Origin of the sequence: Vibrio sp. Vb1026, from assembly GCF_033338745.1 — a bacterium.
Taxonomy (GTDB): Bacteria; Pseudomonadota; Gammaproteobacteria; order Enterobacterales; family Vibrionaceae; genus Vibrio; species Vibrio alginolyticus.
In genome coordinates this window covers 1-1,149 of the sequence record NZ_JAWOTH010000155.1, presented here as the reverse complement: position 1 = coordinate 1,149, position 1,149 = coordinate 1, and the positions used below count along the sequence as shown (strand labels likewise).

The window sequence follows — 1,149 nt, the reverse complement described above, 5'->3', positions numbered from 1 at the left end:
CGTGATCGCCAATGACAAGCGGTTAACGCCATCTTCAGGGCGAGCGTGTGGCATCGCCATGCCCGGACCTACCACGTAGTAAGGGCCAAGCTCTTCGTGCGAGCGGTAAATTGCCTCAACGTAACTTGGTTCTATCGCGCCATTTTCAATCAAAGCTTCACAAGATTTGCTGATCGCATCTTTCCAGTCGGTTGCGTCAGAATGGATGCGAATGACATCAGAGGTAATCAGTTCACGTAGCATGGGAATGTTTCCGATTTGTTGTTTTGTTGCTGCGTACTTTATCGATCAATTTGCCAGAAAAACCTGAGAGTGATCACAAATGGTAGCGCTATCTGATAGCGCTACCATAAATTGTGATAGCGCTACCATTTTTATCAGTCATCCGAGTTTCATATGCTTGTGATCGACTTCTAATGCGCTAATATCAAAACCATTAAAGCGCTGTGATAAGATGTTGCAGCTGAAATTAGAGAACATTAAATAAAAACAATGAGCGAACCTCGCAAACGAAGAAGTACCGGCAATGTCACTTTGGCTGATGTCGCCAAACAAGCAGGCGTAGGCACGATGACGGTGTCGCGAGCATTACGAACGCCAGAGCTGGTATCCGATAAGCTGAGAGAAAAAATTCAACAAGTGGTTGATGAGCTCGGCTATATCCCGAATAAAGCGGCAGGGGCTTTGGCGTCTGCTGAAAGTTACTCCATCGCTCTTATCATTCCTTCCCTGTTTGAAAAAGCGTGCGCGCTTTTCTTACCGAGCTTTCAACAAGCGTTGAACAAAGCGGGTTATCAGTTACTGCTTGGCTACAGCGACTACTCGGTAGAGCAAGAAGAGAAACTGCTTTCGACATTTCTTGAGAGTCGCCCAGCCGGAGTCGTGCTGTTTGGTAATGAACACAGCCAACGTACTAATCAGCTTTTGGAAGCCTCGAACACGCCAGTATTGGAAATTGCTGAGTTAAGTTCGCCTTACCATTACCGAACAATACTTCAGGCGCAGTAAAGTTGACACTCAATGTATCTCGATCAATTTCAGCGCCCCACGTATCAAGATCTTTAGCAAACTCTTCCAACAGCGCAATATAGATGGCCTGCTGGGTTTTCTGATAAGTTTCTGCGACCTCTTTGATTTTGTCGCGCTCAA

At 46.1% G+C, this 1,149-nt stretch carries 1 protein-coding gene and 2 pseudogenes; 1 reads left to right on the top strand and 2 read right to left on the bottom strand.

Translation table 11 applies throughout. The annotated features are described in order from the left end of the window. Window positions 1-243 (bottom strand): PTS sugar transporter subunit IIA (locus R7E47_RS24945; RefSeq protein ID WP_318085452.1); only part of this gene is annotated, 243 nt, incomplete at its 3' end. A 249-nt stretch (window positions 244-492) separates the two neighbouring features. Between R7E47_RS24945 and R7E47_RS24940 the strand changes: the two are divergent. Then, window positions 493-993, top strand: a pseudogene (locus tag R7E47_RS24940) (LacI family DNA-binding transcriptional regulator); the annotation flags it as partial. Here R7E47_RS24940 and R7E47_RS24935 read toward each other — a convergent pair. Beyond that, window positions 923-1,149 (bottom strand): annotated as a pseudogene (locus tag R7E47_RS24935) (OmpA family protein); the annotation flags it as partial. The pseudogenes R7E47_RS24940 and R7E47_RS24935 overlap by 71 nt on opposite strands.